The 4,282-nt window shown below is 36.9% G+C and carries 6 protein-coding genes; 1 reads left to right on the top strand and 5 read right to left on the bottom strand.

The features are described 5' to 3' along the window. The 5 genes from ABGX27_01235 to ABGX27_01215 form a co-directional block, all read right to left on the bottom strand. The coding region (locus ABGX27_01235) for a cytochrome C biogenesis protein (GenBank protein MEO2068121.1) at positions 1–574 on the bottom strand (574 nt) is incomplete at its 3' end. Next, entirely contained in the window at positions 571–1,290 is a 720-nt protein-coding gene (gene aroD / locus ABGX27_01230) for a type I 3-dehydroquinate dehydratase (GenBank protein ID MEO2068120.1), read from the bottom strand. The genes aroD and ABGX27_01235, both read right to left, overlap by 4 nt. After that, entirely contained in the window at positions 1,271–1,627 is a 357-nt protein-coding gene (locus tag ABGX27_01225; GenBank protein MEO2068119.1) for a DUF190 domain-containing protein, read from the bottom strand. The genes aroD and ABGX27_01225 overlap by 20 nt, the downstream gene beginning before the upstream one ends. Next, positions 1,627–3,336, bottom strand: coding sequence for a type IV-A pilus assembly ATPase PilB (gene pilB / locus ABGX27_01220; GenBank protein MEO2068118.1), 1,710 nt, complete (start codon positions 3,334–3,336; stop codon positions 1,627–1,629). Before pilB ends, ABGX27_01225 begins: the two co-directional genes overlap by 1 nt. A gap of 17 nt (positions 3,337–3,353) precedes the next feature. Further along, entirely contained in the window at positions 3,354–3,977 is a 624-nt protein-coding gene (locus tag ABGX27_01215; GenBank protein ID MEO2068117.1) for a bacterio-opsin activator, read from the bottom strand. Between the two features lie 96 nt (positions 3,978–4,073). On the opposite strand from ABGX27_01215, the gene ABGX27_01210 reads away from it, so the two are divergent. After that, a partial coding sequence (locus ABGX27_01210; GenBank protein MEO2068116.1) for a beta-ketoacyl synthase N-terminal-like domain-containing protein occupies positions 4,074–4,282 on the top strand: 209 nt, incomplete at its 3' end.

Below are 4,282 nucleotides of genomic sequence, written 5' to 3'. Positions count from 1 at the left end.
TGGATATGGTTATAAAAGTAAAACCTACCGTTAAAGAGTGGTAAACAATCGATTCAAGAAGAGTTAAAGAAGGAGTCTTGTGGTAAAAGAGTGAAAACTTCTTTTTTTTCAAGTTTCTCTCAAATATGATGTAGATTAGAGAAATTACAGCTGAAAAGATGAAAGCACTGTACCCTAAGAATGCAGATATTATGTGAGTAATTCCGACAATTCCTACAGGAAAGGTATCTTTGGGAATTCCTGAGGATATTGAAGCTATGACCAATGAAATACCTGCCCAAGGCATTAAAAAGGCACCGGATAAAGGAAGCTTGTGCTTACTAACAAAGTAAAGAAAGATGGAAACTATACCTATTCCAAAAAGGGAGAAAGCTCCTTTTTCTGTAAATAGAGAATGGCTTTCCGACTTTAAAAGAAAAATTATTGCTATTAAGTTTGTTAAGAAACCTATTCGTGCAGCGTAGAGACCAACGGTTGCAAGTTTATCCTTTCCTAAAATAAGGAAAAGAAGGTAATGTAGAGTTGAAAGGATGTACAAAATAGCAGTTGCAAAAGTAAAAGAGTTCTCGCTCATCTTAGTCCCGATGATGGATAAAACTCGTTTATTAATTTTAATAACTTTTCTGCTTCTATCTGCCCTGGAGCAACGGGTTCACCAAAAAATGTGTAGGTAAGTAGAGAACCAAAAGAAAAACCTATAACTCTTGTAAATTTTCCTTCTTCTCCCATTACCATAAAGATTTTTGGATGGCTAAGCTTTGAGAGAGTGCAGCAAACCTTTGCTACATCTTCTTTAGTTTTTCCTGTAAAAGCAAGTTTTACGATATCTGCACCTTTTTCTACTGCTTTCTTGAAAATTTCTTCTATTTCTGAACTTTCTGGCGTTTTCTCAAAATCGTGGTAAGAGATTATCAGAACTTTCCTCTCTTTTTTAACAAGTTCTTTAACTTTAGGCAAAATCTCTGCTCGCAGTTCTATATCAACTGCACCTGTAGCTGGATGTTTAACTATCGTCTCAAAAAGCTTTAGTCTTTCTTCTTCGCTACCTTTAAACTTTCCACCTTCCCAAGTTGGTCTTAATGTAGAAACAGTGTAAAAGCCGTAGTCTGCAACTGCGTTTAAAAACTTCTTTATTGAATCTTTAGAGATTTCAGAGAGAAGATCTATCCTTGCTTCTACAAGATCAATTTTTAAAGTTCTTGCTTTCTCTAAGTTTTCCTTTAGGTTAGCCTCGTTTAAGGCAACTATGACTCTCGGTTTTTTTCCAAGTTCAACCGTTCCTATCCTCATTTTCACTCCTGTGTTTATAAACAATTACTTCTACATCTTCAAGAACGAGGAGTCCTTCTTCTATTATTCCATCTAAAGTTTTTATGAAGTTTCTTATTTTATTTTCTTCGTCAATAATTTCCACAACTACTGGTAAGTTCTGAGAAAGACGAAAAATATTAAAAGTATGAAGTTCGGAGTGTCTTCCTATTCCTGCAACAGCCTTTAAAACTGTAGCTCCCGCTAAACCTTCTTCTTTAACAAGCTGGAGTATATATTCCCATAAGGGTTTATCTTTAAATTTGTCTTCTGAACTTATAAAAATTCTCAGAAGTTTCTTTTTAGAAATCTCTTTCATTACGTATCCCTTGTTACCCTTAGGACTTCTTCAGGAGTTGTAACACCTTTGGCTATTTTTATCAAGCCTATCTCTCTTAAAGTTCTCATTCCCTCTGCCCTTGCAATCTCTCTAAGCTCATCGGTGTTTTTACCCTTTATCACAGCTTCTCTAAGTTTTGGGGTCATCTCGAGAACTTCGTAAAGGGCAACCCTTCCTTTGTATCCACTTCCTCCACAGTGATCACAACCTTTTCCCTTGTATGTTTGTATCTTGAGTATTTCCTCTTCCGAGAATCCAACTTCTCTTAGGACTTCCGGAGGATACTGGTAAGGTTCTTTACACTTTGGACATATTTTTCTTGCAAGTCTTTGTGCTACGACGAGAATCAAGGAAGAAGAAATCAAGAAGTGTTCTATGCCCATATCAACTAGTCTTGTTACGGTACTCGGAGCGTCGTTGGTGTGGAGGGTAGAAATAACCAAGTGTCCGGTAAGAGCAGATTCTATGGCGATCTCTGCTGTTTCTTTATCACGGATCTCACCAACCATTATGACATCTGGGTCTTGACGCAAGAAAGCTCTTAAAACTCTCGCAAAATCCAAACCTATGTCGTGTCTTACCTGAACCTGGTTTATCCCGTAAAGGTTATATTCAACCGGGTCTTCGGCTGTCATTATGTTAACTTCAGGAGTGTTAATTGTTAAAAGAGAAGAGTAAAGGGTTGTCGTCTTACCAGAACCTGTTGGTCCAGTAACGAGTATCATTCCGTAAGGAGATTTTATAGCTTTTACAAGGAGGTTAAATTCCCTCTCTTCAAGCCCAAGTTGGGTAAGGTCAAGCCTCAAGTTTCCTTTATCAAGAACCCTTAAAACGATCTTCTCTCCAAAAACAGTTGGAACAGTAGAAACCCTAAAGTCAATATCTCTACCTTTGAACTTGACTCTCATTCTTCCGTCTTGTGGAAGTCTCTTCTCAGCTATATCAAGGTTGCTCATTACTTTAAATCTTGCAGCTACCGCCTCTTTTATTTCAGGAGGATATTTACCAACTACTTGTAAAATACCATCTATTCTGTATCTTACTCTTAATTCCTTCTCAAAAGGCTCAATATGGATGTCACTTGTTCCTCTTCTTAAAGCTTCTGCAATTATGGCGTTTACCAACCTTACTATTGGGGCCTGAGTAGCTAAGGCTTTAATGTTATCGAGAGATACAACGTTTTCTTCGTGAGGAACGGTTTCCGCTTCTATTTCTTTACTTAGATCCTTTTTCAAAAGTTCTTCGCTTAAGGAAGAAAAGACTTCTTCTTCTGCTTCTCCATAAACTTCCTGTAACTTTTCCTTTATCCTAAATGGAATAGCAACGTAAGGTTGAACTCTATGTCCTGTTGAAAACCTAATTTTTTCTCTTGTTTGTATATCTGAAGGGTCAGACATTGCAACTTTTAGGATAGGTCCTGACTTTCCAAAAGGAATCAAAAGGAACTTTTCTGCAGTAGCCCTTGGAACAATCTTTATTACATCACTTGAAATTTGAACTTTTCTAAGATCTACAGCTGGTACCTTAAAAAACTTTGACAAAAGTTCTAAGAGTTCTTCTTCCGTTGCTGCATTAGCGTCAAGTATGGCTTTTATCCAGTCTTCTTTTCCATCAACAAGTGTTCTTGGAAGGTTTAGCTGAGAGACTATAAAGTCCCTTAGTTTTGCCTCATCTGCTTTGCTTAGCATGTTTGCTCCTCGTGAAACTATGTTCTTTCAGCTGCTTCTTTCAACTTGTGGAGAAGATCTGCAGGGTTTTTGATTGGAAATTCCATCTTCTCTACAAGTGAAACGGCTGAAGTACCTTTGACGTTTATTCCAGATAGTCTTTCCTTCAGCATTTCCTTCTTATCTTCTTCTATTGGAAAGTCCATTCCCTTTATTGCTGTTAGGACCTCTACTGGCCATGCAATACCAAGGAGCTTAGAAACGTAGGTTTCACACAAAGAAATTACAAATGGAACAAAGTCTCTTCCTTCCTTTACTTCTTTATAGGCGAGCTTTGCAAGACCTCCAGCTGTATGAACTTTGATCTCTTTACTTTCAAGTTCTCCAGAAAGTTTTTTCAGAACAATATCTGGATCTGCTGAAAGCATATTTTTAACCGTTTGTTTGGTAATTCCTATAAACTCAGCTATTTCTTCATCTGTTTTAAAAGCTTCTTCTTTTAAGACAACAGCGTAAGCAGCTTCCATGAGGCTTGGAATCCAGGTAAGATTTCTATACTCAAAAATCTTTCTTGGCCCCCCTATTATCTCTAAAGCTTTCAAGAAAACTCTTAAAGCCAAGGAGTCGTAGTCTACCTCTTTAGGTTGAACTTGGATAACCATATTATCCTCCCCTTTAGTTAGACTTCTCAAATTATTATATAATTTCACTCAAGTCATAAACTTCCAAAATAAATTAAAAATCAAGGAGTAAAGAGGATGAGAAGGGTTGTTATTACAGGTATTGGAGTTGTTTCTCCAGTTGGAAGTGATGTAAAAACTTTTTGGGAAAACATAACAGCCGGAAAATCTGGAATAGGAAAAATAACAAAGTTTGATGCTTCAGAATTTCCAGTTCAGATAGCAGGTGAAGTTAAAGATTTTGATCCTCTTGAATATTTTGAGAAAAAAGAAATTAGAAAAACAGA

The sequence above is a fragment of the Desulfurobacteriaceae bacterium genome, from assembly GCA_039832905.1.
Classification (GTDB): Bacteria; Aquificota; Aquificia; order Desulfurobacteriales; family Desulfurobacteriaceae; genus Desulfurobacterium.
Note: the sequence above shows the minus strand (reverse complement) of the source record. Positions and strands in the feature narration are given on the sequence as shown.